We start from the raw sequence: 25,912 nt of genomic DNA, 5'->3' as shown, positions 1-25,912 counted from the left end.
GTCCCAGGTGGCGTCAGCCCAGCGGGATGGTGACCTCGTCCTCGACCGGCGGGTTCAGCTCCTGCGCGAGATTGCCGGTGGCCGCGAAACAGCGCAGCCGGACCGACTCCGGTGAGACGTCCAGCCGCAGGAAGCACTTGAAGAAGGGCGGGCTGTAGGTGGCCGAGCTCGGCGAGAAGAGCTGGGTGTAGATCTTGCGCACGGGCAGCCGGAACCGTCTGCGGCGGTCCGGGCTGCTCCCGGTGCCCAGCAGGCCGGCGATCAGCCGGATCCGCCGTGTCACCTTCACCTCCGGACCCGGGGTGCGCGTCGCCGGGATGCCCAGCCGCTCGGCGACGACCGCCTGGCCCTCCGCCTCGGTGAGGGAGAAGAAGCGGCGCAGTCGCAGCCGACGGCCGTAGAGCCCGCTGTAGAAGGCCAGGGAGTCGCCGCGCAGCGGATAGCAGCGGAAGTCCTGCTCCGTCACGCCGGCGACGGACACGCGCGGGATGGTGTGCGTGGCGTGCATGAAGGCGCCCCCGCCGCCCGAGACGACGTACTGGAGCGTCCGGCCGTCCGCCAACCGCACCGGGTAGCGCTGGTAGTTGTGGATGTCGCCGCCGATCGCCGCCACATAGCGGTGCTCGGGCGCGCTGACGATGTCGTCGACGGTGCCGCCCCCGTCGATGGGGCACGGGTGGTGCTCGCCGTCGACGTACAGCGGCGAACCGGTGATCAGGATCTTCGGCCGCGGCCCCTGGGACACCTCGCGCAGCCATGCGCCCTGTTCGGCGTCGAGGGAGCCCAGCAGACCGGTGTCGATGCCTATGATCCGCACCGGTCCGGTGTCGATCGCCCAGTACGGCCCGGGCTGCACGGCGCGTTGACCCGTCCCCGACCGCAACTCCCGCGCCTCGGCGAGACGTTCGCCGTCCTTCGCGCTCGGTCGGTGCCACAGCCACGACCGCAGCCGGGCGCCGCTGAACAGGCGCGGCGCGGGCTCGGCGGGCAGGGCGGGGGCGTCGTCGCAGAAGACCCGCATGAACGCGCCGAGGTCCTCGTACCAGTCGTGGTTGCCCGGTATCGCGTAGACGGGGGCCTGGTAGTCGCGGTACGGGCGGAAGAACTTGCTGCCGTAGTCGTCGGCGCTGCCCACCGGGTAGATGACGTCACTGGCGAGGACCGCGAAGGACGTTCCCTGACTGGCTCTCAGAAAGCCCGGCACGACGGCGTACTGGGGATCGTCGCCCTCGCCCGTGTCGCCGATGACCATGAAGGAGAAGTGGTCCGGGTCGCTGCGCCGGATCACCTTGTCGGCGGGTGCGCCCGCGGCCGCCCGCTGGGCGACCCACCGGCCGCGGGTGCGGCCCGTCGGGTCGCCGAACCAGGAGGCGAGCACGCCGTTGCGGGCGGCCCACAGGGTCCTGGGATTCAGCCACGAGATCTTCTCGACCCTGGCCGGCATGAGCCGCTGGTACGCGCCACGGTCGGCGCCGCCCCAGCCGGCGCCTTCGGCGGTATCGCGTGAGGAGTCAGACACCGGTGCACCGTAGCAATCATCCCGAACATGTCAGGACTCGGGTGACCGGCGACGACGGCCGCCTCCGCTGGTGAACTGCGGCCGCACGTCGCCCTGTTGCCCTCACCGACCGCCGGGGAGCGTCACCGTGGCCCGGCGCTCCACGACCGACCGGCGGCAGGCCGGCCGACCGGCTCCTCCGCCGCGGCCGCGGCCCGCCCCGCCCGGGCGGCGCGGTTCCACTCGCCGTCGCCGAGCACGAGCAGCGGGTCGAACATCACCACCACACCGGCCAGCAGCAGGAAGATCACCGGGCCGATCAGCATCGGCAGCAGCAGCGAGGTCGGGGTGTCGCCGGCCCACGACGAGGTCGCGCCGTGCACATGGACGCTGACCGCGGCCATCCCCGTGTAGTGCATCCCGGACACCGCGACGCCCATCACCAGGCTCGCGCCCAGGCTGGTGAGGAACCCGCGGATCGTGACGGCGGCCCACAGTGCGGCGGTCGCGGCGATCACCGCGATCAGCACGGAGAGCGCCACCGTGGACGGGGCGTACTCGATGTCCCCGTTGAGCTGCATCGCCGCCATGCCCAGGTAGTGCATCGCGGCCACCCCGAGGCCGGTGACGACTCCGGCGAGCGACAGCGACCCGCGGCCGGCGCCCCGGTAGCCCACGATGAACACGCCGACGCCGACCACCGCGATCGCGACGGCGAGGCTGAGCACGGTCAGACCGACGTGGTAGCCGATCCGGGTCTCCTCCACCTGGAAGCCGATCATCGCGATGAAGTGCATCGTCCAGATGCCGCAGCCGATCGACGCGGCCCCGAGCGCCAGCCAGCCGGGCTTCCACGAATCGGTGCTGAGCAGCGTCCGCACGATGCAGCGCAGCCCGAGCGCCCCTCCCAAACAGGCCATCACAAAAGCCGCCACCGGGGTGACCAATCCGTACCGAAACCCGTCGATCGTGCCTTCCACGCCAACTCCCCCCAGAGTGACGGATGTTCGTGGGAGCCATGTCTACGGGTAAGGGAGATGTGAACGCAAGCGATTCCTGTGTACTCGTCTGTATTCGTCGTTCCTCCCTCTTCCGAGGGAGGCCGCAGATGGGTCACGTCGGCGATGTCCGGGGGGTGCCGCCGCGGCGAGGATCCACGGCATGGACAAAACCATCGCCTTCGCCGCCGCCCCACTTCTCGTCATCGTCTACGCGGGCCTGCGCATCCTGGACGGCCTGGACGGCGAGCGCGGTCCCGGGCCGGCCTGGACGACCGGGCACCTCGCGTTCCTCGCCGCGTTGTTCCTGTTCGTCCCGGTGTTCCTGGCACTGCGCCGACTGGCGGGCCGCGGCCCGTTCGCCACGGGCACGGCCGTCGTCGGCATCGTCGGCGCCGTCTGCTCCATGGCACAGATCACGATCGACATCGTCGTCGGGGCGCGCGCCGCCGATCACGAGGCCATGCGGGGGATGTTCGCCGACGTCCAGAGCGTCCCCGGGGTGGACGTCGTCGTCTACACCGTGGGCCCGGTGCTGCTCTTCCTCGGTCTGCTCGTCATGTTCTGCCGGCTTGCCGTGGCCCGCGCCGTTCCCGTGTGGCGGGCGGTCGCGGTGGCGCTCGCCGTGCTGGTCTCCCTCCTGGGACTGGACGCGCTGCCGGCCGTCGGCCTGTTGCTGTACGTCGGACTCGCGCCGTTGCCCGGTCGCCGCGGCGCCTCTCGCGCCGCCGCGCGCAGCTGAACGACCGCCGCCCGACGCCCTCGTGGAAGAATCGGTCGCCATGCCCGCGCTGCCCATACCCCCCTCGCTCCGCCGCCTCGCGGGTTCGCCGTGGTCGGACGTCGCGCTCGCCGTCGTCACCGCCGTCGCCCAGTCGGCGCCCCTGCTGTTCGCGCAGAGCGACAGCGGCCGCCCCTGGCACTGGTGGGGGTATGTCGTGGCAGTCGGGGCATCGCTTCCCCTGGCGCTGCGGCGGCGCGCGCCGGTGCCCGTCCTGCTGGCCTGCTCCGTGGTCTCCGGCCTCTACGACCTCGTCGACGCGGTCGCTCCGCAGCCGCTCTGGTACGGAGTCCTCATCGCGTTGTACGGGATGGCGTCGGTCTCCCCGTCCCCGGTGCGGATCCCGGTGTTCCTGGTGATGTGCGCCGTCGGCCTGGCCACGGTGGGCTCGCTGGACACCGCGACCCGCGGAATCGTCCTGTACGTCGCCGCCTACGCGCTCGGGCGGGCCTCCGCCGGCTTCCGCGCCGAGGCGGCCGTGCTGGCCGAACGCGCCGCCCGCCTCGAACGCGACCGCCGGATGGACGAGGAGCGCGCCGCCGAACGCGAACGCGCCAGGATCGCCCGGGACATGCACGATGTGCTGGCCCATTCGATCAGCCTGATGGTCGTCCAGGCCGAGGCCGGGCCGGTCGTGCTGGACACGGACCCCGTCCGCGCCTCGGCCGCGTTCGGCGCGATCGCGGGCACCGGCCGCGACGCCCTCGACCAGCTGCGCTCGATGCTGGCGGTCCTCAGGGACGACGAGGACGACGGCAAGGACGACAGGAAGCACGGCGGCAAGGGCGGCGGCAAGGACGGATACGGCCCGCGCGCCCCGCGGCTGACGATCCACGACCTGCCCGCGCTCGCCCGCCAGGTCGCGGGGGCGGGCCTGGAGGTGTCCTGCACCGCCGAGGGCGAGCCACGTCCGATGCCCGCCGACGGCGACACCGCCGCGTACCGGATCGTGCAGGAGGCGCTGACCAACGTCGTCAAGCATGCCGGCGCGGACCGCGCCGAGGTACGGCTGCACTGGCGGCACGACGGTCTGGAGATACGGGTCGTCGACGACGGCCGAGGCGACGGCCGCGGCGCGGGAAGGGACCTTCCGTCCGGCGGGAACGGTCTGACCGGCCTGCGCGAGCGGGCCGCGGCCTGCGGCGGGAGCGCGACGGCCGGCCCCCGGGAGGACCGCCTCCCGGGATTCGAAGTGCGGGCCCGGCTGCCCCTGGCCGCGCCGGAAGCGGGAGCGATGGCATGACGATCCGTGTGGTGGTGGCCGACGACCAGGAGCTGGTGCGCGCCGGATTCGCCATGATCCTTGCGGCACAGCCCGGCATCGAGGTCGTCGCGGAGAGCGGGGACGGGTTCGAGGCGGTCGGCGCCGCCCGGGCCCACCGCCCGGACGTCGTGCTGCTCGACATCCGGATGCCGGGGATGGACGGCATCGAGGCCGCCCGGATCGTCTGCCGTGAAACGGACAGCCGGGTGATCATGCTGACCACCTGGGGACAGGACGACTACCTGTTCGACGCCCTGTGCGCCGGCGCGAGCGGCTTCCTGCTCAAGGACGTACGGCGGGACGACCTCGTCCACGCGGTCCGGGTGGTCGCGGCGGGCGACTCGCTGCTCGCCCCCTCGGTCACCCGCACCCTGATCGCCGCCTTCACCTCGGGCGCCGCCGTGCCGCCGCCGCGGACCGAACGCCTGGACGTCCTCACCGCCCGCGAGCGCGAGACGATGCGGCTGCTCGGCGGCGGCCTGTCCAACGCGGAGATCGCCAGGGCGCTGGTGGTGAGCGAGCACACGGTGAAGACGCACGTCAGCAACGTCCTCACCAAGCTCGGCCTGCGCGACCGGGTCCAGGCCGTCATCGCCGCCTACGAGACCGGACTGGTCGTCCCCGGACAGCGCATGGCGGAGGGCTCGTAGCCTCTCCCGGCGTGCCCGCCCAAAATTCGAAAGCCGGTCGGCACCGTGTGCGCCGAAGAGGTCCTGCGCCGCCAAGTGAACTTCCTGCAGGGGCACTTGGCGCAACAGCGGTCGCCCGGGCGAACCGCCGGTCCGGACAGTGAACGCACAGACCGCTCACAGTCCGGCCGCGGGTGACGACTCCAACACCCTCAGGTACCGAGGGATAACCCTCGAAGCACCCCGCTGTGGCTGACATGCAACTGTCAAGCCTGCCATTCTCCCTCCCAACTGCCGCACAAGCAGCGGCACGTTGCCTGCACACCCTCACGGTCCCGCACAACTCAGCTCGTCCCGGACAGCACACCCGTCTGTCCGGTCTGTCACCGGCCGTACCCCGCGGCCGCCGCAGTAGGAGAACGAGTGAGATCCAACCCCCGCAAGCGGACCTCGGTCGGAGCAGCCCTGCTCTCCACCGCCGCCCTCCTGGCCGTCGGCGTCTCGACGGTCCCGGCAGCAGCGAAGCCCGCAGCCCCCCACCCCAGCCCCCTGCGCACCGGCGGCCTGCCCGCCGACCTCACGCCCGCCCAGCGCACGACGCTGATCAAGAGCGCCGAGGCGAAGACGACACAGACGGCCGACTCCCTGGGCCTGGGCGCCCAGGAGAAGCTGGTCGTCAAGGACGTCGTGAAGGACAACGACGGCACCGTGCACACGCGCTACGAGCGCACCTTCGCCGGTCTGCCCGTCCTCGGCGGCGACCTCGTCGTGCACACGCCCCCGGCCTCGCTGGCCGCCGGCACCGTCAGCACGACCTTCAACAACAACCGCCGTACCGTGTCGGTCAAGTCCACGACCGCCACGTTCAGCAAGTCGGCCGCCGAGAGCAAGGCCCTGACCGCCGCCAAGGCCCTCGACGCGGAGAACCCCGCCGCGCAGAGCGCCCGCAAGGTGATCTGGGCGGGCGCGGGCACGCCGAAGCTGGCCTGGGAGACCGTGGTCAGCGGTCTGCAGGACGACGGCACGCCGAGCAAGCTGCACGTCATCACCGACGCCGCCACCGGCGCCGAGCTCTCCCGGTTCGAGGGCGTCCAGACCGGCACCGGCAACAGCCAGTACAGCGGCACCGTCACCATCGGCACCACGCTGTCCGGGTCGACGTACCAGCTGAACGACACCACGCGCGGCACCCACAAGACGTACACCCTGAGCAACGGCACGTCCGGTACCGGCACCCTGATGACCGACACCGACGACACCTGGGGCACCGGCTCCGGGTCGAACACCCAGACCGCCGGCGTCGACGCCCACTTCGGCGCCCAGACGACCTGGGACTTCTACAAGAACACCTTCGGCCGCAGCGGCATCAAGAACGACGGCGTCGCCGCCTACTCGCGCGTCCACTACAGCACGGCGTACGTCAACGCCTTCTGGGACGACGACTGCTTCTGCATGACCTACGGCGACGGCACGAGCAGCACACACGCGCTCACCTCGCTGGACGTGGCCGGCCACGAGATGACCCACGGCGTCACCTCCAACACCGCGGGCCTCAACTACACCGGTGAGTCGGGCGGCTTGAACGAGGCCACCTCCGACATCTTCGGCACCGGGGTGGAGTTCTACGCGGCCAACTCCTCCGACGTCGGTGACTACCTCATCGGCGAGAAGATCGACATCAACGGCGACGGCACCCCGCTGCGCTACATGGACGAGCCCGACAAGGACGGCGGCTCCGCCGACAGCTGGTACTCCGGCGTCGGCAACCTCGACGTCCACTACTCCTCGGGCCCCGCGAACCACATGTTCTACCTGCTCTCCGAGGGCAGCGGCAGCAAGACCATCAACGGCGTCACCTACAACAGCCCGACCTCGGACGGCGTCGCCGTCGCGGGCATCGGCCGGGCCGCCGCGCTGCAGATCTGGTACAAGGCGCTGACGACGTACATGACGTCCAGCACCAACTACGCCGGCGCCCGCACCGCGGCCCTCAGCGCGGCCACCGCGCTGTACGGCTCCAGCTCGGCCCAGTACGCCGGGGTCGGCAACGCCTTCGCCGGCATCAACGTCGGCAGCCACATCACGGTCCCGTCGACCGGCGTCACGGTCACCAACCCGGGCAGCCAGTCCACCACGGTCGGCACCGCGGTGAGCCTGCAGATCTCGGCCAGCAGCACCAACAGCGGCACCCTGACGTACGCCGCGAGCGGACTGCCCACCGGACTGTCGATCAGCTCCACCGGTCTGATCTCCGGCACGCCGACCACCGCCGGCTCCTACAGCACCACCGTCACGGTGACCGACTCCACCGGCGCCACCGGCACCGCGTCCTTCACCTGGACGGTCAGCTCGACGGGCGGCGGCTCCTGCACCTCGACGCAGCTCCTGGGCAACGCGGGCTTCGAGTCGGGCAACACCACCTGGACCGCGACCAGCGGGGTCATCACCAGCTCCAGCAGCCAGGCGGCCCGCACCGGTTCCTACAAGGCCTGGCTCGACGGCTACGGATCGACCCACACCGACACGCTGACACAGTCGGTGACGATCCCCAGCGGCTGCACCAGCACCACGTTCACCTTCTACATCCACATCGACACGGCCGAGACCACCACCAGCACCGCGTACGACAAGCTGACGGTCACCGCCGGGTCCACCACCCTGGCCACGTACTCCAACCTCAACGCGGCCACCGGTTATGTCCAGAAGTCCTTCAGCCTCGGCTCCTTCGCGGGCAGCACCGTCGCCCTGAAGTTCTCCGGTGTCGAGGACTCCTCGCTCCAGACCAGCTTCGTCATCGACGACACCGCCGTCACGACCGGCTGATCGGCTCCTCCTGACCGGCGTCCCGCACCCGGGCTCCCCCCGGGTGCGGGACGCCGCCGTGTGCGCCCGGTCCGGTTCCCTTCAGTTCAGCGGGTCGAGTGTCAGGTACGCCTGGCGCGGCGAGCCGTCGTGGACGAGGGACTCCTGCTGTCCGACGTCGTCGAAGGCGAACGCGTACGCCTTGCCGTCCGCCATCTGCGCGTGGATCTTGCGGGCGTAGTGGTTGGTCACCGTGTCCTGGTAGAAGTTCGCCGTGGTGGTGTCCGGCTGGTTGGGGTTGACCAGGAGCGTGGAGCGGTTGAAGCCCGCGCACAGGGTGCGGGAGATCGGTCCGCGCACGGCGTCGTTCGGCGCGTCCAGCAGCCGGTGGCAGCCGAAGATGCTGGCTGCGTCCGGCTTCTGGAAGCTGGTCACGACCGCGCCGGAGGAGTTGGTGAAGTTCATGACCCCGCCCGAGACCCGGCCGTAGTACTTGGTGCCCGGCTGGTCGGCGAACGGGGTGACGGTCAGGGTGGTCGTCGCGTACTTCTGCCAGACGCGGTTGACGTAGTCGTCCATGACGTTCGCCGGGAGGGCTCCCGTCTCCACGCCGTACAGCGGGGCGAGAGCCCTCAGCACGGTGCCGTCGGACCGGGTCTGGACGAGGTTCGCCCAGCCGCCGGGCTGACCGCGCAGGGCGTTGAAGAAGCCGGTGTAACCGCCCGCCTTGAGGTGCCCGGTGCTGATGGTGGTCCCGTCGGCGCGCTGCACGCCGACCGCGTACGGAGCGGAGAACATGTCGACCTGAGTGCTGTTCAGCCACAGCCCGGAGTCGTTCAGCGTGTACTCCGACCAGTTGAACAGGATGTTGCGGTTCGGGTCGGTCGGGTTCTGCACGGCCGGCTGCACCAGCCCGCCGGTGGTCAGCCGGAAGTCGAGCTTCTGCCCGTAGGAGAAGTAGACCCGGCCGGAGAACTTGGGGATCCGGATGGTGGCGGACTGTCCGGCGGCCGGGCCCGCGATCGAGGCGTCGGGCGCGGGGGTGGGCGGGTTGCCGCCGGCGGGCCAGGCGTGGAAGGCGCCGTTGGCGTCCGCCCAGCCCTGCCGGCCCGTCGTCAGCTGGGTGCCGAGGTTGTAGACGTAGAGGGCTTCGCCGCGCCCCGAGTTGTTGGTGATCTTCAGCGGGATGGTGTCGGGGACGGCCGCCTGAGCCGGGGGACCGAGCGAGAACAGTGCGCCGACGAGAGCGGCGGCTCCGGCGATTCTGAGCGCGAGCGTGATCCTTGAGAGCACTCTCCACCTCCGTGCGGGTAGGCCTGTGGGGTTGGTCCGTACCATGTTGAGAGCGCTCTCAAAGTCGCACCGCGGTGTGCCCATGTCAACAATGTGAACGGAAACGGCAAAGGAAAGGACGCCCTCGGCACGGCTCGTGCCAGGGGCGTCCCGTAGCCCGGTCCCGTTGCCCGGCCCGTTGGGATCCCTGTGCTCAGAAAGTCCGCTTCAGCAGTTCCAGCAGCGCGGCCCAGTGCCGCTCCGAGCCCTTTTCGTCGTACGCGGAGGTGTCGGCCTGGGTGTAACCGTGCTGCGCGCCTTCGTAGACCTCGCAGGTGTGGCGGACGCCGGCCGCGGTGAGGGCCTGCTCCAGGCGCTCCATCTGCTCGGGCGGCAGGGCCGAGTCGTTGTCGGCGTGGCCCAGGTAGACCTCGGCCTTGATGTGCTCGGCCGACAGGTGAGGGCTGTCCGGCGCGTCGGTGGCGAGATGCCCGCCGTGGAAGCCGGCCGCGGCCGCGACCCGGTCCGGATGGCCGCCGGCGGTCCACAGGGTGAGCCGGGCGCCCATGCAGTAGCCGGTCACCGCGACCGGGCCGGCCGTGACCAGCTCGCTCTCCTCCATCCACCGCAGATAGGCGCCCGCGTCCCGCACGGCCAGTTCGGAGGTGAGGGAGAGCATGATCGGGTACAGCTTCTCGAAGATCTCCGGACGCGCGGCCGGGTCGATGAACTCGGGCAACTCCACGACGGGAGCGCGCCCGTGACGGTAGAACACATGGGGGACCAGCACCGTGTAACCGGCCTCGGCGAGCCGGTCGGCCATCGCCCGCAGGTGCGGACGGAGTCCGAAGGCGTCCTGGTAGAGCAGTACGCCCGGCCGTGGCGCCCCGTCCCCCGGATGGGCCAGATAAGCGTCGGCGACGCCGTCCTCGGTGCGGATGTCGACGGCTGTTCCCTGTACGGAGGTCATCTGGGGGTGCCTCTCTGACGCGGTTCACGGTGTACGGCGAACGTCATCGTTGCATGCACCATCCACCCGGCCGCGAGGACCCCCGGCGCAGGGCGCGCTACTCGAACCGGGAGGTGTCGCCGGCCCCGTGCCGCACGATCTCCGCCTCGCCCTCGGAGAAGTCGATGACCGTCGTCGGCTCGGTGCCGCAGTCCCCGGAGTCGACCACGCCGTCCACCACATGGTCGAGCCGGTCCTTGATCTCCCAGCCCTGGGTCATCGGCTCGTCCTCGCCGGGCAGCAACAGGGTGCTGGACAGCAGGGGTTCACCGAGCTCGGCGAGCAGGGCCTGGGTGACGACGTGGTCCGGGATGCGCACGCCCACCGTCTTCTTCTTCGGGTGCTGGAGCATGCGGGGCACCTCCTTCGTCGCCGGGAGGATGAAGGTGTAGCTGCCGGGCGTCGACGCCTTGATCGCGCGGAACACGTCCTTGTCCACCCGCACGAACTGACCGAGCTGTGCGAAGTCCTGGCAGACCAGGGTGAAGTGGTGCCGGTCGTCGAGGTCGCGGATGGCCCGGATCCGGTCGATGCCGTCCTTGCTGCCCAGCCGGCAGCCCAGCGCGTAGCAGGAGTCCGTCGGGTACGCGATCAGCGCGTCGTCCGCCCGGATGGCGGCCGCGATCTGGGAGATGGTGCGCGGCTGGGGGTTCTCGGGGTGCACGTCGTAGTACTTGGCCATTGGCTGAGCTTATGCCGTGCCACCGGGCGCTGCCGCGCAAGGCCGCCGCCCCGCCCCGCGGACCGGCCGGCCGGGTGGAATCGGCCGACACGGTGACCTTCGACGGACCGTCCCGGCCCACCCCGCTCGCCGGGCCTGGTCTCCCAGGCAGGTGAGGTAACGTCCCCGACCGATATGACTGGTTCGGCTCACAGGGGCCGTGAGCGACGAGGAGAGCGCCGACATGGGCGGCCGGGACGACGAGAACCTCCACACCGAGGCGGCGGACGGCGCCGGATCGACGTGGGCGCAGGCACTCCTCGATCACCTGCGCCCCACCGGGCGGGACGTCGGCCGCATCGTCGACTGGCTCGCGAAGACGCTCGACGCGACGGTCTCCCTGCGCGACGACGCCGGCGCCTCCCTCGCCGGACCGCTCACCCCGCTGGACGAGGCCCTGGCCGCCGACATCACCGGCGGTCGGCTCGCCTCCGCCGCCTGGGAGGGCGACGGCAGGTTCGTACGCCTGATGAGGGTCGAACTCACCCGGCCCGGCTCGGTCGGGGTGCTCGCCGTGACCCGCACCAGCCCCTTCGACCGGCGCGCCTCCGACGTCGTCACGTACACCGTGGGCGTCCTGGAGCTCCTGCTGCGCGCGCAGCAGACCGCGGCGACCGGACACCGACTGGCCCGCGCCACCGCCGATCTGCGCCTGGCCATCCTGCAACTGCTCATGGTCGAGGACACCATCGCCGCCCGCCGCGTCGCCGCCGGTCTGTGGCCCGGCCTCCTCGACACCGACACCGCCTGCGTCTACGTCGTCGAGGTCGGCCCCGAGGAACGCGACCGCCTCGCCGCGGCCTGTGTGGCGGCGACCCGGGACGAGGCACTGGTCGTGCGCTGCCCCGCCCTGGACGGCCACGTCATCGTCGTCGTCCCGGACGACAGCGCGGGCAGTGCACTGCGCGCGCTGTGCGATCGCAACCCCGGCGCATTCCTCGGGGGCAGCTCCCGGCAGAGTCTCGCCCACACCGCCACCGCCTACGGGCAGGCCGTCAGCGCGCTCGCCGTCGCCCGCTTCCGCCCCGACAAGACGGCCGTCTACGCCGAACGCACCCACCCCGAACGCCTGATGGACCCCGAGGTCCTGCGCACCTGGACCACCCGTCTGCTGCGCCCCCTCGACACCCTCCCGCACCACACCCGCGCCGAGCTCCTCGCCACCACCCGGCTCGGCCTGGAGTTCACGGCAGTGAACGCTGCGAAGGTGCTCGGCGTCAGCCGCAACACCGTCCGCGCCCGTATGGAACGCGTCGAGAACCTGCTGCGCACCGACTTCTCCGACCTCACCGTCCGGGCCGCCGTCCATCTCGCCCTCAACGCGCAGGTCGGCATCGCGCAGGAACCCATCGGCGCCGCGGCGGCCCCCAGCCGGTTCGGCGAGCTGCTCACCGGGCCCGCGCTGCTCGCCTGGGCGCAGGATCTGCTGGCCCGCCTCGACACCGACGGCCGAGACCTGCGCGGCACACTGCGCGCCTGGATCGCCGCCGGCGGCAACGCCGAACGCGCCGCCCAGCGGTTGAGCGTGCACGCGCAGACCGTCCGCGAACACGTCCGCAGCGCCGAACCCGTCCTCGAACGCCAGCTCCTCGCCGGCGGCAGCGACCTGTACGAGGTCGTGCTGGCCCACCTCGCGGCGGGCGACCTCGACCAGCCCGACCTGCAGGGACATCCCCAGCGGGAGTCCCGCCAGGATTCCCACCTGGCGGAATCGGGCCATCCGGACTCACCTGTGCACGGGTGAGCCCTCCGGCCCCGCGAGCGGGCACGGCCACGATTCACAAGCCGCCCGCCGGGCCGTTAGGTTCAAGGAACCGCGGGGGTACGACCGGTACGGGGGACTGGTCGCACCCCCGTGTGCGTTCAGCCCCGGAGCCGCACCGGGATCTCCTGCCAGCCGCTCGCGATGAACGAGGGCACCTGCCGCAGCTCCTCGCCGCCGGTGTCCAGCCGCAGCTCGGGGAACCGGTCGAAGAGCGCCTGCAGCGCCGTCAGCGCCTCCATCCGGGCCAGCGGAGCCCCGATGCACCGGTGCACACCGAGCCCGAAGGCCAGATGGTCGTCGGCCGCGCGTGCCGCGTCGAACACCTCCGCGTCCGGTCCGTAGTGCGCCGGGTCCACGTTCGCCGCCGCGTACGTGGTGACGATGGCGTCCCCGGCCGGGATCGTCACGTCACCCACCTTGAGGTCGCTGACGGCGAACCGCAGCGGCAGCGTGGCGATCGACGGGTACAGCCGCAGCGTCTCGTCCACGACGGCGTCCCAGCCGATCTCGCCCCGCCGCACGGCCGCCAGCTGCTCGGGCCGGCGCAGCAGCGCCACCGTCGCGTTCCCGATGAGGTTCACGGTCGTCTCGAAGCCCGCCCCGATGACCAGCAGCAGCGTGTACACCAGCTCCTCGCCGCTCAGCCGGTCGCCGTCCTCGTCCCGCACCCGGATCAGCTCGGTCGTCAGGTCGTCGCCGGGGTGCTCGGTGCGGTGGGCGATGAGCGAGCCCAGCACCGTGCCGATCTGCTCCTGGACGAACGCGGCGTGCTCCGGGGTCGGGTCGGACGTGTCCATGATCGCGGCGATCAGCCGGGCGGTGGCCTCCCGCAACTCCTCGGGCACGCCGAAGAGTTCGCAGATGATCCGCATCGGCAGCGGATGCGCGAACCCGGCCTTGAGGTCGACGACCTCGGCGCCGTCCTCGTCCAGGGCGTCCAGCAGCTCCGCGGTGATCGCCTCCACCCGTCCCCGCAGCACCTCCGTGCGCCGGTGGGTGAAGCTCGGCGCGACCAGCTTGCGCAGCCGCGCATGGTCGGCGCCGTACGTGGAGAGCATGTTGACCACGCCGACCCAGCCCAGGATCCAGCCCCAGGACGGGTGCTCGCCCAGCTCCGGCCACTGCCGCCAGTGCCGGCGGGGGTCCTTGCTGACCTGGGGGTCGAGGATCAGCTCCTTGAGCGTGTCGTACCCGGTGGGCGCCCAGGCCGGGATGCCGCCGGGCAGCTCCACGGGCACGATCGGACCCAGGGCGCGCAGCCGGGCGCTCTCACCGGGGATGTCGGCGCCCAGCGGGTCGAGGGCGATGCGGTCGGTCACGGTCACGGTCGAACTCCTGGCTGGTCGGGAGAGTAGGTGGAGACAGGGGCGGGCGTGCGGGGGCTGAAGCGGACGGGCAGCGCGGTCAGCGAGCGATGGAAGGGACCCGGCCGCCAGTCGAGCCGCTCACGGGGCAGGACGGGATCGAGATCGGGCAGCCACTGGGTGAGCCGCTCGATCGCCTCGGTGACCAGCAGCAGCGTGTGCTGCTTCACCGGACAGGCGTGCGCGCCCGCGCCCCACGACAGATGCGAGGCGTCGTTGGGGTGACGGCCGTGGGTGACCTCCTGCTCCGCGAACAGCCCGAGCGCCCCGTACGACACCACCACCGGCACCGCGTCGCGCAGCCACACCCCGTGGAAGGCGACGGGCCTGCGGGCGTAGTAGATGCCGTAGTTGGCCAGCGGCGTCTCGTGGTGCAGCACCTCGACCACCGCGTCCATGACCGGCCGGGCGCCGCTGGTGAGCGTGGAGTAGTACTCCGGGTTGCCCAGGATCCGGGACAGGGTGTTGGACACCAGGTTCGCGGTCGGCTCGTACCCGGCCCCGAGAGTGAGGAACACCTGCCAGGTGACCTCCTCAGGGGTCAGCCCGGCCGGGTGGTCGAGGAGCCAACTGGGCAGATCGTCGCCGCGCTGCGCGGCCTTGGCGGCGATGACGTCCAGGACGTACTGGGCGTACAGCGCCTCGCCCTCGGCGGCCTGCGCGCCGCCCTCCATCATCTTGCCCAGGCCCTCCTCGAGCCGGTCGCCCTGATCGTCCGGCAGCCCGAACAGGTCGTTGAAGACCAGCGCCATCAGCGGCCGGGAGAAGTCCGCGACCAGGTCCGCCTCACCGCGGGGCCCGATGCGCGCGGCCAGCAGCCGCACCGCCCGGTGCACGCGTCCCCGCAGGTCGTGCGGTTCCACCAGGTCGAACACATCGATGAGGGTGGTGCGGTAGCGCACATGCGCCGCGCCGTCGGCGAACAGCGCGTTGGGCCGCCACCGCATCATGCCGAGCACCGGCGAGTCGACGGGGACCGTCGTCTCCCAGGCCCGCGGGTCGTGCGAGAACGTCTCCTCGTCGTGCAGCACGTCCAGCGCCGCCCGCCGCTCGGTGACCACGTACGCCGGCACCCCGGGCGCCAACTCGGCCCAGCCGATGGGGCCTTGGGCGCGCAGGGCGGCGTAGTAGCGCTGCGGATCGGGCGCGAAACCGTCCTCCCACAGCCGTACGGGCACGGAGCGGGAGAAGTCGCGCCGGTCCGGGGGATAGGTCGTCACCGGGCCTCCACCGGGTCGCGGCCGATCAGATGGTCGACCAGCGCGAGCAGCGCGTCGATCGAGGAGTTCGGGTCCCGGGCGTCGCAGGTCACCATCGGCGTCCCCGGCTCCAGGTCCAGCGCCCGGCGCAGCCGCTCCTCGCCGTAGTGGCGGGGCGTGTCGGGGAAGGCGTTGAGGGCCACCGCGTACGGCAGCCCGCTCTCCTCCACCAGGCCCAGCACGTCGAACGACGCGTCGAGCCGACGGCTGTCGACGAGGACGAGCGCGCCCAGCGCTCCGTAGGCGATGTCGTCCCACAACGCCCGGAAGCGCTCCTGCCCGGGCGTGCCGAACAGGTACAGCACGACGTCGCCGGACAGACTGATCCGGCCGAAGTCGATGGCGACGGTCGTCGTGGACTTCTCCCGCACCCCGGCCAGGTCGTCGACCTGCGCGGACGCCTCGGACAGATGCTCCTCGGTGTGCAGCGGCCGGATCTCGGACACGGAGTCGATCAGGGTCGTCTTGCCCACCCCGAACGGCCCCGCGACCAGGATCTTCACCAGGTCGCGAGCGGTGTCGGGGAGGTGGACGACGCCGGGCGCGGCGTCAGGTGCTGCGATGCCGGGCGCTGCGGTGCTAGGGGCTGAGCTTGAGGGCGCGGAGGCCATCGGCCACTCTCTTCAACAGGTCGGGGTCGAACCGTTCGGCGGGCGGGATCGGCGCACGGGCGGTGATCAGGTTCCGGTCGACGAGGCCGGCCGCCAGCACCCGCACCGCGGAGAACGGCAGCCTGAGCAGCGCCGCGGCCTCCACCATCGCCAGCGAACCGCCCTCCAGGGTGTCCAGCAGGGCGAGTTCGGCGGCGGGGAGGCCGGCGGGCATCGGCTCTTCGCCGCGGGTCAGCACCGACAGCCGCTCCAGGTGGGGGCGGCTGGGCCGGGCCACGCCGCCGGTCGACAGATAGGCGGGAACCAGGGGGCGGCCGGCCGGGCGGCCGGTCATGCCGACGCGTTGTCGTCGGCTCCTCGGGGCGCTGCCGCCATGGCCTTCTCGCCCAGTCGCGCCACCTGGGAGTGCACCCGGTGCGCCAGCAGGTCCAGCCGCACCTCGTCGTCGCCGTACGCGGCCACACAGGTGCCGTGGTCGGTCGGCACGATCAGCACGTATCCGTGGTCGGACTCGATGACGATCTGCCGGATCTCGGCCCGCTCCCGGTCGGCGAACGCGGCCGCCGCGGTACGGCAGGCCCCCTGCACCGTGCTGGTGATGGCGGCCACCCGCTCGGCCGACGGCTGGGACAGGGCGTCGGTGTACCCCGTCACGAGGCCGTCCCGGGTCAGCATGACGGCGGCCAGCACGTGCGGCACCTGCAGGACCGGTTCCAGCACCCATGCCGTGTCGCCCGTGTTGCTGCTGGTCATCTGTCCGTACCCCCTTCGTTGTCGGTCGGGTCGATGTCGTCGGCCGCGGTGTTCCCGGCGGCGTTCTGCGCGCGCGCCGCGGCCGTGCCGGACTGCAGTGCGCCGAGCGAGGCCGCGGCCTCCTCCGGGCGGCGCGCGGGGCGCCGTGTCGGGGTCGGCGGCGGTGCGGCGGCGGTCCGGGTGCGGCGTCGGCGCTGCGGCAGGCCCTCGGCGTCCTCCGGCTCGTGATGCCCGGGAGGGGCCTCGGGGACGCCGGCCTCCGTCCCGTACGCGTGGGCGGGGGCGGGCCGGTCGGGCACGGCTCTGCGCGTCGTGCGCGGGGCGCTCGCGGCCGGGGGCCGGTCGGCCGGGTCGAGGTGGCTGAGCAGATGGCTGTGCACCCGCAGCACCGCGCGCACCCCGCCGTACGGGGAGGCCGAGGAGACGTCGACGCCCAGGTCGAACTGCCGGGTCAGCCGGCCGATCGCGGCCAGCCCCATACGCGGCGGATCGCCCAGGTCGGTCAGCAGGATGAGGTCGTCGCCGGCCACCAGCCGCTGGGCGCGGTCGCGTTCGTCGCGGGTCATGCCGAGACCGGCGTCGTCGACGGTGACGCACACCCCGTGGTGGACGTGTTCCAGGCTCACCACGACGTCGGTGTCCGGGGACGAGTGCCGGAGCGCGTTGTCGAGGAGTTCGGCGACGATGATGGCCACCGGCTCCACGGCGTGCGAGACCAGGGCCGTACCGGCCTCGAGGTGGTTGTGGACCCGGACCCGCTGGTAGCCCGCGAGCCGGGCCTGGCCGCCGGTCACCGCGTCCACCAGGTGGGACTCCTCGCGGGCCAGCCCGACCCATGCCCCGCACACCACGGCGGCGACCTGCGCGCGGCGCAGCGACTGCTCGTTCTCATGGTCCAGCCGGAACAGCGTCTGCGCCAACTCCGGGTCGTCGTAGCGCTGTTGGAGTCCGCGCAGCGCGTCCTGCAGTCGGTAGAGGGCGGCCTGGATCTCCCGGACCGCGCCCCGCATCCCGGCCTGCGCCGCGGCGTCGACCCGGGTGCGCTGGGCGGCCACCTCGGACTGCAGCGCCAGCAGCACGTTCTCCAGGGCGATGCCCAGGGGGGTGCCGACGGTGAGCGGCTGGAGCGGGCCCGGCACGGCCAGGTGCGGATGCGCCACGTGACGGGCGGCGGCGGGCACCCGCTGCGCGGCCAGATGCTCGACCTCGGCCGTGAACGCCCTCAAGGAGCCGTCGAGTCGGGTGCGCAGCGCGGCGATCTCCGCCCGCTGCCGGGTCTGTTGCCGCCGCAATCGCAGCACCCCGCCGCCGAGGGCGAGCGCGGACAGTGTGCCGGCGGCCAGGCCGCCGGCCACCAGGTCCGGTAATTCGATCATCGCTTGGGTTCCAGAAAGGTCGGGCGTCGTCACGGAGTTCAGGGCAGGGGTGGGTCCGACGGGCTCGGACCGGGCACTCGCAGCACAGTACACACCGTCATCGATCGCTCCCGCACGGTTGAGCGATACTTGGCTCCGAAAGTGCCTGCCTTCTGTTCGCTTCTGCGTCGACTGTCGGGAATGCCGTAGGCCGCCGAACGGGCGCTGTGCTCACCCGTGCCGGTGAGCGCGCGCTGCCCGCGCGTACCACCGGCGTGCCCCCTTGCGTTGGTCCGGCATGGACCGAACTCCTCCCGTGGCGCCCCGCGACGACTGCCCGTCCGGTCTCCTCTACGCCCGGTGGGCGGGCGGCCCGCACTGCCGAGTGCCGATCTACGCCGGGCTCGTCGCGGAGTGGCGCGCCCGCGGCCGGACCGTGCCCGCGCGCCCGGACCTGCACTGGGTGTCCCTGGTCCGGCCCTTCCGCCGTCCGTGACGCGTCACGGACGGCACGTCGGGGTCAGCACGGCCAGCGTGCCGTTGGCCTGGCGCAGCGCGAACTCCAGTGTGACGGGCGCGTGCAGCGCACCGGTCCCGTCCGGCGGGACCAGCCACTCCAGGGAGCGCGCCGCCCGGTACGGCGGCGGCACCGCCACCCAGGAACCCCGGCCCGCGCGCCGCAGTCCCGCGCCGATCCACCGGCTCCCGGGATCGGGCGGCAGGAAGAAACCCACCCGGTGCGCCACGGTGTCCACCAGCGTCGGCCCCGGCGCGGGACGCGAGGCCTGCCACAGCAGGTCCAGCGTGAGCAGGCCCAGCCGGTCGGGCACGCTGAGCACGTCCCAGTAGCGGCCCGCCTCCAGCAGGGCGATCCCCTCGCCCTGGTCCCACTCCCGCTTGCACACCCGTGGGTCCGTCGCCGCGGCGGCGAGCCACTCCACGCCGCGCATCCACATCGCATCGCTCATGTCGGCTCCGTGTGACCTCCCCGGCGGCCGCATGCCGACCGGGCATATGCATGCTGGTGGATATTTCTATCGGGTGGAAGGGGTGGCGAACCCTGGCGTTTCGGTCTCTTTCGTTCGACCTTCGCGCCGTTGTTCTATGCCGTCGTTCTGCGCCGTTGTTCTGCGCCGTTGTTCTGCGCCACCGTTCTGGTGGTCGTTCTAGTGGTCGTTCTCCAGGTGCAGTTTGAGCAGGTCCACGCCGTAGTCGCCGCCGTTGGGGGTGCGGATGATGGTGTGGATGTGCTGCTGGGTGGGCGTGCGGCCGGTGCCGTAGGCGATCGGGGACTGGGCGTCGTACTCGATGAGCACGACCGGGCTGTGCACGCGGTAGTAGAAGGCGGAGCTGTCCTCGGTCTCGCCGATCCAGTAGAAGTACGTGTCGTCGAGGTGCTCCTCGACCTCCGTCATCTTCACCTCGGCGTGACCGTCGTCCATGGTGCCGACGTACACGCGGACCAGGTCGAGGAGGCTGTTCCTCTGGGCGTCGGTCCACCCCTTGGCGGCCAGGCCCTGGTAGGCGAGCTGGGCGTTGTCCTGCCCCGCGCCGGCCTTGAAGTTGTCGCCGGCCTTGCTCTCGGAGGAGACGACCTTCCTCTGCTGCGCGGAGGTCAGGGACCGCAGCACGGTCAGCCCCGCCGTGGTCTCCTTCTTGAAGAGGGTGATCTTCTCGCCGTTGTAGGTGGCCGAGGTCGGCTCGGAGCCCATGAAGGTCGGCGTCATGACGACCTGGTCGCCGAGCACGAAGTAGTTGATGGCCACGTGGTGGCCCTCGTACTGGAAACCCCACGGCTCGGTGGTCGACGGCGTGCCCATGAACGTGAAGAAGTAGGCGCCCTCGGTCAACGTCTCCTTGCCGCCGCCGCTGGAGTCGCCCAGGAACGCGTTGAGCTTCATGATGTTGCGCGTCTGGGTGAGCCCCTCGGCGGAGAGCGCGACGCCGAGCAGTGCGTAGCCCAGGTTGCGCTGCTTCTCGGTCAGGTCGCCCATCCGGGCGCCCTCGCGCTGGTAGCCGTCGACGTTGCTCCAGGCCAGCCACTCGTCGTCGTCCACCTCGAAGACGGACGCCTTGCGCTCCGCGGCGGTCAGCCCGTCCAGGAAGGCCTGGGCGGCCTTGACCACCTTGTCGGTGGAGACGTCCGTGGCGTGGATCGAGTACAGGTCGTCCACCACCTTGCCGTCGGTGGTGACCCCGACGAAGTCGGCGTACTTGACCTCGCTCGCGCCGGGGCCCATGCCTCCGGCCCCGCCGCCGGGGCCGCCGGAGGGGCCTCCGGAGGGCATCCCGCCCGGGCCGCCGTACGAGGCGGAGGCCGCGGCGTCGGAGGAGCTGGACGAGCAGCCGGTCATGGTCGCCAGCGCGGCGACTCCGCCGGCGAGCAGCGCCTTGTTCATGAACCAGCGACGGCTGTGCTCGGTTTCGGGGGTGCGTGGTCGGTGTCCGTGCATGGAGCCCAAGCTTCAGGACGTACCTGAAGGAAACCTGAAGCCCGCCGAGCCCTTCCCACCAGGTCCTCCGGGTCCTCCCTCCGGGCCACCCCAGGCCCCGTCAGGCCACCCCAGGCCCCGTCAGACCCCGCCGGGGCCGCCCTGGGGCACCGAAAGCGGCAGCTCGGCCTGGCGCAACTCGGCCAGCAACTCGTTCTGCCCCGCGAGGAGTTCGGTGAGGATGCGGCGGGCGGCCCGCAGCAGCTCTGCCACGTCACCGCCCGCCAGCGCGTAGCTGACCGTCGAGCCCTCCCGGATCGACACCACGATCCCGGACCTGCGCAACACCGCCAGCTGCTGGGACAGGCTGGACGGTTCGATCTCGATCTCGGTGAGCAGGTCCCGCACGGCGACGGGGCCGCCCTGCAGCAGTTCGAGGACCCTGATGCGCACGGGGTGCCCGAGCATGCGGAAGAACTCGGCCTTGGCCTGGTAGAGGGGAACCTGCATGGTCGGTCGCTCGCTCCCTGCCGCGTTCGGTGCCTGGTTCTCGATCCTGGTGGCTGGGGGCTCCGCACACCCGTGTGATGCGCTGATCTGGATGTGTCGAGATGAAGAAACCTTCAATTCGATGGCGTGCGAAGCCGCGGACCTCCGGTCGCCTACACCTCGAGCTCGGCTTCGATGCGCTTGAGCTGGTGCCGGGCCATGGCCAGATTGGACCGCTCGCGGTCCAGGACGAGGTAGAGGAACAGCCCGCTGCCGCCGCGCCCCTTGAGCAGCCGGATGAGGTGGTACTGGCTGCCGAGCGTGATCAGGACGTCCTCGATCTCGCCCTTCAGGCCCAGGTGTTCCATGGTGCGGACCTTGGCGCGGATCACATCGGTGTTGCCGGCCGCGGCGACGTTCAGGTCGAGGTCCTTGCCGCCGCCGAGCGTGCCGAGTGCCATGCCGCTGGTGTAGTCCACGACGGCGACCCCCAGCGCCCCCTCCACCGCGGTCATCGTCTCCTTCATCGAGATCTCCACATTCGCCATGGCGTTTCTCCTGCCGGTTGCACGGGTCCGGGCTCCTCCGGCCCCGCTGGTCCACCGACCGTACGGAGCCCGTCCCCCGACCGGGTGACACGCTCCGGGACTGGACCAAGGAGGTTCGGAAGACGAAGACCCCCGCACTTTTCTGATCGCACAGATATGTGAATTGAGCGGATCGACAGGGGTACGCGGCGGTCATGCTGTTCCTCGATCGACGGCAGGCCGGACGGAAACTGGCCGACGCCCTGCGGGCCCGGCAGGAGCGTGGCCTTCTGCCCGACCCCGTCGTGCTCGCCCTGCCGCGCGGCGGCGTCCCCGTGGCCGCGGAGGTCGCCCGGGCGCTCGACGCCCCGCTGGACGTACTGGTCGTACGGAAGATCGGCGCCCCCTTCCAGGAGGAGTTCGGCGTCGGCGCCATCACCGGCGACGACGAGGACGCCCACTTCGACCAGGACGCCCTCGACCGGCTGGGCCTGAGCGCGGACGCGCTCACTCCGGTCGTGGAACGCGAACGCGCGGAGCTCCGCCGCCGCGAACGGTTGTACAGGCACGGCCGCCCCGCCCCCGACCTGCGGGAACGCACCGTGATCGTGGTGGACGACGGGCTCGCGACCGGGGTCACGGCGCGCGCCGCGCTGCGCTCCGCACGCCGCCGCGACCCCCGGCGGGTCCTGCTTGCCGTGCCGGTCGGCGCGCGGGAGACGGTGGACCTGCTGCGCGCCGAGGCCGACGACGTGATCTGTCTGCATCAGCCGGCCGACTTCATGGCCGTCGGCCTCTGGTACGACGACTTCGAGCAGCTCTCGGACGCCGACGTGCTGCGAGCCCTGCAGACGGCGGCCGAGCGCTGAGCGGCCCACTGAACGAGCTCCCGGTCCCGGGAGCCGTCCGCGGCCGCGTTCTGCAAGGTCAGCGCCGCGCCGTCGGACGCGCCGGTCAGATCCTGGTTCCGCAGGAACGCGATCCGGCCCGTGCCGTCGACGTACCGGAGATTGCGGCTGTAACCGCTTCCCAGGGTCGTCTGGTACTCCTTCCGGACGCCGTCGCTGCCTCCGCTCTCGTTGACCCAGACGTTGCCACTGCCCGCCGCGTTGTAGACCAGCCGCCCACCGGGCAGCCGGACGAGGACCGGGCTGCCCCCCGTCGCCAGGGCCCGCGAGCCGGTGTCGACCGGCAGCGAGGCGACGGCCGTGCCGGTGGGGGAGCCGCGGTAGAACTCCAGCGGGTCGTCGGCGATCCGGGGACGCATCCGTCACCGTGCTCGCCGGGTCAGTTCTGCGGCAGCCACTTCTCCAGGGCGTCGATGAGACGGTCGAGCGCGGGCTCCTCGGTGGAGCGGTCCGTCATGACCGTACGGCCGTCGAACCGGAGCGTGTACTGGAACAGGTCGGCCGCCCCCATGTTCATCGTGAACGACGGGACGTCGTCGAGCGCCGGATCCCCGAGCAGCGTGCGCAGCTTCGTGAACTGGGCCGCGGTGGTGCGGCGCACCGCTGACTCTCCCTTGTCCGCGGTGCGGACGGTGCCGTCGCCCCGGAGGATCACCTCCTTGTTCACCCCGGCGAAGCCACCGCTGACGGTCATGACGACCAGCTTCTGATCCGGTCCGGTGACGGGCACCGGCGACGGACTCGCGGACGCCGGGACCGACGGGGTGGCGGAGGGGGACGGGGATGTGGAGGGGGACGGGGAGGGCGTGGGTGGGCCGGCGGGGGACGAAGGGGACGCGGTCACCGTGGCGCGTGCGGTGTCCGTCGGCTTCGTCGTGTCCCCGTCGTCCCCGGGGGAGCAGCCGACCAGGGCCAGCACACCGGCCGCGCACACCATCGCCGAGCTCCGAGCGAGCACTGCGCACTCCTCGCGTGTCGATACCTGAGTAACCGTCATATCAGAGTGCCATGCTGTGAGTTGCGCCGTCTCCCGGGAGGAAGCATGTCCCAACCGTCCGTCCTCGCCGCTCTGGTGTCCGCGCTGCGCGGTGGGTCCATCGAAGTCGTCGACCTCACCTCACCGCTGTCGTCGTCCACGCCGGTGATCCAGTTGCCGCCCGAGTTCGGTCAGACGGCGGTGTTCGAGCTCGCGGAGATCAGCCGGTACGACGACCGGGGGCCGGCCTGGTACTGGAACAACTTCCGCAGCGGCGAGCACACCGGCACCCACTTCGACGCCCCCAACCACTGGGTGACCGGCAAGGACCTCGACGACGTGGCGTCCGTGCCGGCCGGCCGGCTGATCGCACCGGCCGCCGTGCTCGATTTCACCGCCGAGGCGGCCGAGAACCCCGACTTCCTCGTGGAAGTGGAGCACGTGCAGCGTTGGGAGGCCGAGCACGGGCCGCTGCCCGAGGGCGGCTGGCTGCTGCTGCGCACCGGCTGGGACGCCCGCGGCCACTCCCAGGAGGCGTTCCTCAACGCGGACGAGACCGGCCCGCACACCCCTGGCCTGTCACCGGAGTGCGCCCGCTGGGTGGCGCAGGAGTCGCCGGTGATCGGCCTCGGAGTGGAGACGGTGGGCACCGACGCCGGACGCGGGCACTCGTTCGACCCGGCGTTCCCCTGCCACTCCTACCTCATGGGCAGCGACAAGTACGGACTGACCCAGCTCCAGAACCTGGCGGCGCTCCCGGCCACCGGCAGTGTCGTCATCGCGGGCCCGCTGCCCATCGTCACGGGATCCGGGGCGCCCGCGCGCGTGCTCGCACTGGTGGAGCGCTCATGAAGGTCGCCGAAGGCGTCGGCCGGGCGCTGTCCGCGGCCGGGGTCCGCCAGGTCTTCGGAGTGGTCGGCTCGGGCAACTTCCACCTGACCAACGCCATGGTCGCCGCCGGGTCGAGCTACGTCGCCGCACGTCACGAAGGCGGCGCGGCGACGATGGCGGACGCGTACGCGCGCGTGAGCGGCGCCCTGACGGCACTGAGCGTCCACCAGGGGCCCGGGCTGACGAACGCCCTGACGGGGATCGCCGAAGCGGCCAAGAGCCGTACGCCGCTGCTCGTCCTGGCGGCGGAGGTGACCGAGCCGCGCTCCAACTTCCACATCGGCCAGGAGGCCCTGGCGCGTGCGGTGGGCGCGGCGCCGATGCGGATCACCTCGGCCGAGGACGCGGTGGGACAGGCCCTGGCGGCGGCGCGGCGCGCGGTGCACGAGCGGCGCACCGTGCTGCTCAACCTGCCCCTGGAGGTACAGGCCCTTCAGGCGCCGGACGGCGTCCCGGCGCAGCCCGGGCCACTGCCCGCACGGGCGCCGGTCGAACCGACGGCGGCCGATGTGACGGCGCTGGCGCACCTCCTCGAAGAGGCCCGCCGGCCGGTGTTCGTGGCGGGCAGGGGCGCCCGCTCGCCCGGTGCCGCGGACGCCCTGGAGGCGCTGGCCGACCACTGCGGCGCGCTGCTGGCCACCTCCGCCGTGGCGGCCGGCCTCTTCCACGGCAACCCGTGGTCGCTCGACGTCTCCGGCGGCTTCGCCTCGCCCCTGGCGGCCGAACTGATCGGAGCCGCGGACGCCATTGTGGGCTGGGGCTGCGCGCTGAACATGTGGACGATGCGGCACGGCGCCCTGATCGGCCCCGGCGCGACCGTCGTCCAGGTCGACGACGAGGCGTCGGCGCTCGGTGCGCACCGCAAGGTGGGGCTCGGCGTCACCGGCGACGTGGAACTCACCGCTCGGCGTGTGCTGGCGGCGGGCGGCGAGAAGCGGCAGGGCCGCCGGACCGCCGACGTCGCCGCGGCCGTCGCGGCCCGGGTGCGGTGGCGGGACGTGCCCTACGAGGACACGAGCGGCGGGGGCCGGATCGACCCCCGCACGCTGAGCATCGCGCTCGACGACCTGCTGCCCGCGGAGCGGGTCATCGGCGTGGACTCCGGCAACTTCATGGGCTACCCGGTCATGTACCTGTCGGTCCCGGACGAGAACGGCCTGTGCTTCACCCAGGCGTTCCAGTCGATCGGCCTGGGACTGGCGACCGCGATCGGCGCGGCCCTGGCCCGGCCGGACCGGCTCCCGGTGGCCGCGCTCGGAGACGGCGGCGCGCTGATGGGCGCCGCGGAACTCGACACGGTACGCAGGCTCGGACTGCCGATGGTGGTCGTCGTCTACAACGACGACGGCTACGGAGCCGAGGTGCACCACTTCGGCCCCGATGGACACCCCCTCGACACGGTCGAGTTCCCGGAGACCGACATCGCCGCCGTGGCCCGCGGGTACGGCTTCGAGGCGGTGACCGTGCGCGAGCGGACCGACCTGCGGGCGGTGCGGGACTGGCTGTCCGGTCCGCGCTCGGCCCCGCTGCTCATCGACGCCAAGGTGGTCAAGGACCGCGGGTCCTGGTGGCTGGAGGAGGCGTTCCGCGGGCACTGACCACCGTCGG

Annotated in this window: 25 protein-coding genes and 1 pseudogene; 9 read left to right on the top strand and 17 right to left on the bottom strand. The window is 71.9% G+C overall.

What is annotated here, in order from left to right; all coding sequences use genetic code 11:
* Nucleotides 1-13: 13 nt before the first annotated feature.
* Together ABZ725_RS25760 and ABZ725_RS25755 are read right to left on the bottom strand one after the other, a co-directional pair.
* Nucleotides 14-1,519: a metallophosphoesterase gene (locus ABZ725_RS25760; protein ID WP_358804925.1), complete on the bottom strand. Its 1,506-nt coding sequence runs from the start codon at nucleotides 1,517-1,519 to the stop codon at nucleotides 14-16.
* Between the two features lie 122 nt (nucleotides 1,520-1,641).
* The gene (locus ABZ725_RS25755; protein WP_358804924.1) at nucleotides 1,642-2,478 is read right to left on the bottom strand and encodes an MHYT domain-containing protein; all 837 of its coding nucleotides are present in this window, start codon (nucleotides 2,476-2,478) and stop codon (nucleotides 1,642-1,644) included.
* Between the two features lie 181 nt (nucleotides 2,479-2,659).
* Here ABZ725_RS25755 and ABZ725_RS25750 point away from each other — a divergent pair, with 181 nt between their 5' ends.
* The 4 genes from ABZ725_RS25750 (at nucleotide 2,660) to ABZ725_RS25735 (ending at nucleotide 7,993) form a co-directional block, all read left to right on the top strand.
* Nucleotides 2,660-3,238: a hypothetical protein gene (locus ABZ725_RS25750; protein ID WP_358804923.1), complete on the top strand. Its 579-nt coding sequence runs from the start codon at nucleotides 2,660-2,662 to the stop codon at nucleotides 3,236-3,238.
* A gap of 40 nt (nucleotides 3,239-3,278) precedes the next feature.
* Nucleotides 3,279-4,520 (top strand): histidine kinase, encoded by a 1,242-nt coding sequence (locus ABZ725_RS25745; protein ID WP_358804922.1) that lies wholly within the window; start codon nucleotides 3,279-3,281, stop codon nucleotides 4,518-4,520.
* Nucleotides 4,517-5,191: a response regulator transcription factor gene (locus ABZ725_RS25740; protein WP_351919794.1), complete on the top strand. Its 675-nt coding sequence runs from the start codon at nucleotides 4,517-4,519 to the stop codon at nucleotides 5,189-5,191. Before ABZ725_RS25745 ends, ABZ725_RS25740 begins: the two co-directional genes overlap by 4 nt.
* Before the next feature lie 402 nt (nucleotides 5,192-5,593).
* On the top strand, nucleotides 5,594-7,993 hold the full coding sequence (locus ABZ725_RS25735; protein ID WP_358804921.1) for a M4 family metallopeptidase: 2,400 nt from the start codon (nucleotides 5,594-5,596) through the stop codon (nucleotides 7,991-7,993).
* 81 nt (nucleotides 7,994-8,074) lie between these two features.
* Here ABZ725_RS25735 and ABZ725_RS25730 read toward each other — a convergent pair whose 3' ends face one another.
* The 3 genes from ABZ725_RS25730 to ABZ725_RS25720 form a co-directional block, all read right to left on the bottom strand.
* Nucleotides 8,075-9,265 carry a glycoside hydrolase family 64 protein gene (locus ABZ725_RS25730; protein WP_358804920.1) on the bottom strand — a complete coding sequence of 397 codons (1,191 nt, stop codon included), beginning with the start codon at nucleotides 9,263-9,265 and terminating at the stop codon, nucleotides 8,075-8,077.
* Between the two features lie 193 nt (nucleotides 9,266-9,458).
* Complete coding sequence (locus ABZ725_RS25725) at nucleotides 9,459-10,214, bottom strand: dienelactone hydrolase family protein (RefSeq protein ID WP_358804919.1); 756 nt, start codon at nucleotides 10,212-10,214, stop codon at nucleotides 9,459-9,461.
* Nucleotides 10,215-10,311: 97 nt separating this feature from the next.
* The gene (locus ABZ725_RS25720) at nucleotides 10,312-10,935 is read right to left on the bottom strand and encodes an L-threonylcarbamoyladenylate synthase (protein ID WP_351907179.1); all 624 of its coding nucleotides are present in this window, start codon (nucleotides 10,933-10,935) and stop codon (nucleotides 10,312-10,314) included.
* A gap of 223 nt (nucleotides 10,936-11,158) precedes the next feature.
* Between ABZ725_RS25720 and ABZ725_RS25715 the strand changes: the two genes are divergently transcribed.
* On the top strand, nucleotides 11,159-12,718 hold the full coding sequence (locus ABZ725_RS25715; RefSeq protein ID WP_358804977.1) for a helix-turn-helix domain-containing protein: 1,560 nt from the start codon (nucleotides 11,159-11,161) through the stop codon (nucleotides 12,716-12,718).
* 119 nt (nucleotides 12,719-12,837) lie between these two features.
* Here ABZ725_RS25715 and ABZ725_RS25710 read toward each other — a convergent pair whose 3' ends face one another.
* Genes ABZ725_RS25710 through ABZ725_RS25685 form a run of 6 tightly spaced genes read right to left on the bottom strand, consistent with a single transcriptional unit; the run spans nucleotide 12,838 to nucleotide 18,102 of the window.
* Nucleotides 12,838-14,064 carry a cytochrome P450 gene (locus tag ABZ725_RS25710; RefSeq protein WP_358804918.1) on the bottom strand — a complete coding sequence of 409 codons (1,227 nt, stop codon included), beginning with the start codon at nucleotides 14,062-14,064 and terminating at the stop codon, nucleotides 12,838-12,840.
* Nucleotides 14,061-15,323, bottom strand: a complete 1,263-nt coding sequence (locus tag ABZ725_RS25705) for a cytochrome P450 (RefSeq protein WP_358804917.1) — start codon at nucleotides 15,321-15,323, stop codon at nucleotides 14,061-14,063. The genes ABZ725_RS25710 and ABZ725_RS25705 overlap by 4 nt, the downstream gene beginning before the upstream one ends.
* Nucleotides 15,320-15,973 carry an ATP/GTP-binding protein gene (locus ABZ725_RS25700; protein WP_351907185.1) on the bottom strand — a complete coding sequence of 218 codons (654 nt, stop codon included), beginning with the start codon at nucleotides 15,971-15,973 and terminating at the stop codon, nucleotides 15,320-15,322. The genes ABZ725_RS25705 and ABZ725_RS25700 overlap by 4 nt, the downstream gene beginning before the upstream one ends.
* A complete protein-coding gene (locus ABZ725_RS25695; protein ID WP_358804916.1) occupies nucleotides 15,942-16,307 on the bottom strand; it encodes a DUF742 domain-containing protein in 366 nt (121 codons plus the stop codon). Before ABZ725_RS25695 ends, ABZ725_RS25700 begins: the two co-directional genes overlap by 32 nt.
* The gene (locus tag ABZ725_RS25690; protein WP_351907189.1) at nucleotides 16,304-16,726 is read right to left on the bottom strand and encodes a roadblock/LC7 domain-containing protein; all 423 of its coding nucleotides are present in this window, start codon (nucleotides 16,724-16,726) and stop codon (nucleotides 16,304-16,306) included. Before ABZ725_RS25690 ends, ABZ725_RS25695 begins: the two co-directional genes overlap by 4 nt.
* The gene (locus ABZ725_RS25685; RefSeq protein ID WP_358804915.1) at nucleotides 16,723-18,102 is read right to left on the bottom strand and encodes an ATP-binding protein; all 1,380 of its coding nucleotides are present in this window, start codon (nucleotides 18,100-18,102) and stop codon (nucleotides 16,723-16,725) included. The genes ABZ725_RS25690 and ABZ725_RS25685 overlap by 4 nt, the downstream gene beginning before the upstream one ends.
* A gap of 277 nt (nucleotides 18,103-18,379) precedes the next feature.
* Between ABZ725_RS25685 and ABZ725_RS25680 the strand changes: the two genes are divergently transcribed.
* Nucleotides 18,380-18,577: a hypothetical protein gene (locus tag ABZ725_RS25680; protein ID WP_358804914.1), complete on the top strand. Its 198-nt coding sequence runs from the start codon at nucleotides 18,380-18,382 to the stop codon at nucleotides 18,575-18,577.
* A 4-nt stretch (nucleotides 18,578-18,581) separates the two neighbouring features.
* Here the strand turns inward: ABZ725_RS25680 and ABZ725_RS25675 are convergent, their stop codons facing one another.
* The 4 genes from ABZ725_RS25675 to ABZ725_RS25660 form a co-directional block, all read right to left on the bottom strand.
* On the bottom strand, nucleotides 18,582-19,049 hold the full coding sequence (locus ABZ725_RS25675) for a hypothetical protein (RefSeq protein WP_351907195.1): 468 nt from the start codon (nucleotides 19,047-19,049) through the stop codon (nucleotides 18,582-18,584).
* Nucleotides 19,050-19,247: 198 nt separating this feature from the next.
* Entirely contained in the window at nucleotides 19,248-20,534 is a 1,287-nt protein-coding gene (locus tag ABZ725_RS25670) for a DUF3500 domain-containing protein (RefSeq protein WP_358804913.1), read from the bottom strand.
* 120 nt (nucleotides 20,535-20,654) lie between these two features.
* Complete coding sequence (locus ABZ725_RS25665; RefSeq protein ID WP_358804912.1) at nucleotides 20,655-21,023, bottom strand: metalloregulator ArsR/SmtB family transcription factor; 369 nt, start codon at nucleotides 21,021-21,023, stop codon at nucleotides 20,655-20,657.
* A gap of 152 nt (nucleotides 21,024-21,175) precedes the next feature.
* Nucleotides 21,176-21,550: a hypothetical protein gene (locus ABZ725_RS25660; RefSeq protein ID WP_358804911.1), complete on the bottom strand. Its 375-nt coding sequence runs from the start codon at nucleotides 21,548-21,550 to the stop codon at nucleotides 21,176-21,178.
* Between the two features lie 194 nt (nucleotides 21,551-21,744).
* Between ABZ725_RS25660 and ABZ725_RS25655 the strand changes: the two genes are divergently transcribed.
* Entirely contained in the window at nucleotides 21,745-22,398 is a 654-nt protein-coding gene (locus tag ABZ725_RS25655; RefSeq protein WP_358804910.1) for a phosphoribosyltransferase family protein, read from the top strand.
* Between the two features lie 92 nt (nucleotides 22,399-22,490).
* Here ABZ725_RS25655 and ABZ725_RS25650 read toward each other — a convergent pair.
* Nucleotides 22,491-22,784, bottom strand: a pseudogene (locus ABZ725_RS25650) (hypothetical protein); the annotation flags it as partial.
* A 32-nt stretch (nucleotides 22,785-22,816) separates the two neighbouring features.
* The gene (locus ABZ725_RS25645) at nucleotides 22,817-23,395 is read right to left on the bottom strand and encodes a hypothetical protein (RefSeq protein ID WP_358804909.1); all 579 of its coding nucleotides are present in this window, start codon (nucleotides 23,393-23,395) and stop codon (nucleotides 22,817-22,819) included.
* Nucleotides 23,396-23,479: 84 nt separating this feature from the next.
* Between ABZ725_RS25645 and ABZ725_RS25640 the strand changes: the two genes are divergently transcribed.
* Both ABZ725_RS25640 and ABZ725_RS25635 read left to right on the top strand, forming a co-directional pair.
* Nucleotides 23,480-24,265, top strand: a complete 786-nt coding sequence (locus tag ABZ725_RS25640) for a cyclase family protein (protein WP_358804908.1) — start codon at nucleotides 23,480-23,482, stop codon at nucleotides 24,263-24,265.
* A complete protein-coding gene (locus tag ABZ725_RS25635; RefSeq protein ID WP_358804907.1) occupies nucleotides 24,262-25,902 on the top strand; it encodes a thiamine pyrophosphate-binding protein in 1,641 nt (546 codons plus the stop codon). Before ABZ725_RS25640 ends, ABZ725_RS25635 begins: the two co-directional genes overlap by 4 nt.
* The last annotated feature ends 10 nt before the right edge of the window (nucleotides 25,903-25,912 follow it).

This window comes from Streptomyces sp. NPDC006872 (genome assembly GCF_040635845.1).
Classification (GTDB): Bacteria; Actinomycetota; Actinomycetes; order Streptomycetales; family Streptomycetaceae; genus Streptomyces.
Note: the sequence above shows the minus strand (reverse complement) of the source record. Positions and strands in the feature narration are given on the sequence as shown.

Excerpts from the sequence above, each read along its gene's own strand:
- ABZ725_RS25635 (WP_358804907.1), top strand. The coding sequence starts at position 24,262 with ATGAAGGTCGCCGAAGGCGTCGGCCGGGCGCTGTCCGCGGCCGGGGTC.
- ABZ725_RS25640 (WP_358804908.1), top strand. The coding sequence starts at position 23,480 with ATGTCCCAACCGTCCGTCCTCGCCGCTCTGGTGTCCGCGCTGCGCGGT.
- ABZ725_RS25695 (WP_358804916.1), bottom strand. The coding sequence starts at position 16,307 with ATGACCGGCCGCCCGGCCGGCCGCCCCCTGGTTCCCGCCTATCTGTCG.
- ABZ725_RS25700 (WP_351907185.1), bottom strand. The coding sequence starts at position 15,973 with ATGGCCTCCGCGCCCTCAAGCTCAGCCCCTAGCACCGCAGCGCCCGGC.
- ABZ725_RS25685 (WP_358804915.1), bottom strand. The coding sequence starts at position 18,102 with ATGATCGAATTACCGGACCTGGTGGCCGGCGGCCTGGCCGCCGGCACA.
- ABZ725_RS25655 (WP_358804910.1), top strand. The coding sequence starts at position 21,745 with ATGCTGTTCCTCGATCGACGGCAGGCCGGACGGAAACTGGCCGACGCC.
- ABZ725_RS25690 (WP_351907189.1), bottom strand. The coding sequence starts at position 16,726 with ATGACCAGCAGCAACACGGGCGACACGGCATGGGTGCTGGAACCGGTC.
- ABZ725_RS25740 (WP_351919794.1), top strand. The coding sequence starts at position 4,517 with ATGACGATCCGTGTGGTGGTGGCCGACGACCAGGAGCTGGTGCGCGCC.
- ABZ725_RS25680 (WP_358804914.1), top strand. The coding sequence starts at position 18,380 with ATGGACCGAACTCCTCCCGTGGCGCCCCGCGACGACTGCCCGTCCGGT.
- ABZ725_RS25715 (WP_358804977.1), top strand. The coding sequence starts at position 11,159 with ATGGGCGGCCGGGACGACGAGAACCTCCACACCGAGGCGGCGGACGGC.
- ABZ725_RS25745 (WP_358804922.1), top strand. The coding sequence starts at position 3,279 with ATGCCCGCGCTGCCCATACCCCCCTCGCTCCGCCGCCTCGCGGGTTCG.
- ABZ725_RS25725 (WP_358804919.1), bottom strand. The coding sequence starts at position 10,214 with ATGACCTCCGTACAGGGAACAGCCGTCGACATCCGCACCGAGGACGGC.
- ABZ725_RS25675 (WP_351907195.1), bottom strand. The coding sequence starts at position 19,049 with ATGAGCGATGCGATGTGGATGCGCGGCGTGGAGTGGCTCGCCGCCGCG.
- ABZ725_RS25720 (WP_351907179.1), bottom strand. The coding sequence starts at position 10,935 with ATGGCCAAGTACTACGACGTGCACCCCGAGAACCCCCAGCCGCGCACC.
- ABZ725_RS25665 (WP_358804912.1), bottom strand. The coding sequence starts at position 21,023 with ATGCAGGTTCCCCTCTACCAGGCCAAGGCCGAGTTCTTCCGCATGCTC.
- ABZ725_RS25670 (WP_358804913.1), bottom strand. The coding sequence starts at position 20,534 with ATGCACGGACACCGACCACGCACCCCCGAAACCGAGCACAGCCGTCGC.
- ABZ725_RS25660 (WP_358804911.1), bottom strand. The coding sequence starts at position 21,550 with ATGGCGAATGTGGAGATCTCGATGAAGGAGACGATGACCGCGGTGGAG.
- ABZ725_RS25750 (WP_358804923.1), top strand. The coding sequence starts at position 2,660 with ATGGACAAAACCATCGCCTTCGCCGCCGCCCCACTTCTCGTCATCGTC.